Source organism: Clostridium bornimense, assembly GCF_018917145.1.
Taxonomy (GTDB): domain Bacteria; phylum Bacillota; class Clostridia; order Clostridiales; family Clostridiaceae; genus Clostridium_AN; species Clostridium_AN bornimense_A.
The window spans coordinates 1-1419 of the sequence record NZ_JAHLOD010000118.1 but is presented as its reverse complement, the minus strand read 5'-3'; the positions used below and the strand labels follow the sequence as shown (position 1 = coordinate 1419).

The 1419-nt window shown below is 25.9% G+C and carries 1 protein-coding gene and 1 pseudogene; one reads left to right on the top strand and one right to left on the bottom strand.

Annotated elements, in window-relative coordinates; genetic code table 11:
• Positions 1-127: 127 nt before the first annotated feature.
• Positions 128-664: a signal peptidase I gene (gene lepB / locus KQI30_RS16770; protein ID WP_216464480.1), complete on the top strand. Its 537-nt coding sequence runs from the start codon at positions 128-130 to the stop codon at positions 662-664.
• 587 nt (positions 665-1251) lie between these two features.
• On the opposite strand, the pseudogene KQI30_RS17755 reads toward lepB, so the two are convergent.
• Positions 1252-1419 (bottom strand): annotated as a pseudogene (locus tag KQI30_RS17755) (transposase); the annotation flags it as partial.

Sequence of the window (1419 nt, the reverse complement as noted above, 5' to 3'; positions counted from 1 at the left end):
GACATTTAGGAGTAATTCTATACAGTCTATATAATTTCCAGTAATCTTTAGCATATTGTAGTGAATTTTATTACTGGAAATACATATTAAATTCACTACAAAATTAATTATACGAGGAGATATAAGGATGAAAAAAATTTTTATAAATTGGATTTTGCCTATAATAGCGGCTCTTGTTTTAAGTACTATTATAAATAAATATGTATTTACGATAGCTAATGTTCCTAGTTCATCTATGAGACCAACGATAATGGAAGGCGATAGGTTATTTGTTACAAAGGTATATAATCCAGAAAACTTAAAAACAGGCGACATTGTTGTTTTCGATTTTAAAGAAGAAAATGAGAAATTTGTAAAGAGGCTTATTGGAACACCAGGAGATACAGTAGAGATTTTTGAGGATGGCAGTGTTAAAGTTAATGGTAAATTATTAGATGACTCATATGTATATGAAAGAGAGTATGTTACTGATGTGTATCAAAAATATGAAGTACCAGAAGATTCATATTTCTTTTTAGGCGATAATAGAAATATTTCTAAGGACTCTAGAAAGTGGGAAACAAGTCCATATATAAAAGGTGAAGATATAGAAGGTAAAGCACAATTTATAGTATATCCTTTTAATAGAATTGGAAAATTAAAATCTATTTCTTATTTAAATTAATAGTTAGTAGTATTACAGTTTTATTGATATTATATTCTTAATATGAGAGTATATAATTGAATATAAATTACACTAGGGAGAAAAAAGTATGAAATCTAATTTAAAGAAGTTATTAAGTAAATTTGGAATTATATTTTTTACATCATTTATTATATCTTTTTAAGCATTCAAATATTTGATAAAAAATATACATTTACTATAGTAGAAGGAAGTATATATATTAATAATACATATAAAGTGCTGTTAGCAGTTCTTAGATCATAACTCTAATCTTCTTATCTTTAAAAACATCAGATTTTTTTAGTTGTACTTAATCATAATTGTAGATTCTCCAACTTCATAATAGTTTGCACACCATACATTTCCCCAAGTGAATTCATAACCCTTTTTATTATCTGACAAATATATAATATTTCCTGTGGATTTTAAGTTTGATAGTGTAAAGTTTGCTATGAAAAAATAATATAACAAAAAACACTATCTTTTTGAAAATTTAAAGTAGTAAATTACAGAAATAATTTAAATTTGAGCATGACAAAAAGACCTTTAATGAAGGCAAAAAAATTTATATTTGGTTATATAATCCGTTAGGAAGCATTTTTTTCTTGGATATCTAAAATAGCTTGCTGTCCTAACCTGATTAATATTTGCCATTTGGCAGGCATATTATCGATACCATCAAGAGCTTCAAGTTCATTAAGTGGTTTCCAATAGTTATATGGATGAGGTCTTAGAAAGTTATAATATGCGACCCA

Excerpts from the sequence above, each read along its gene's own strand:
- lepB (WP_216464480.1), top strand. The coding sequence starts at position 128 with ATGAAAAAAATTTTTATAAATTGGATTTTGCCTATAATAGCGGCTCTT.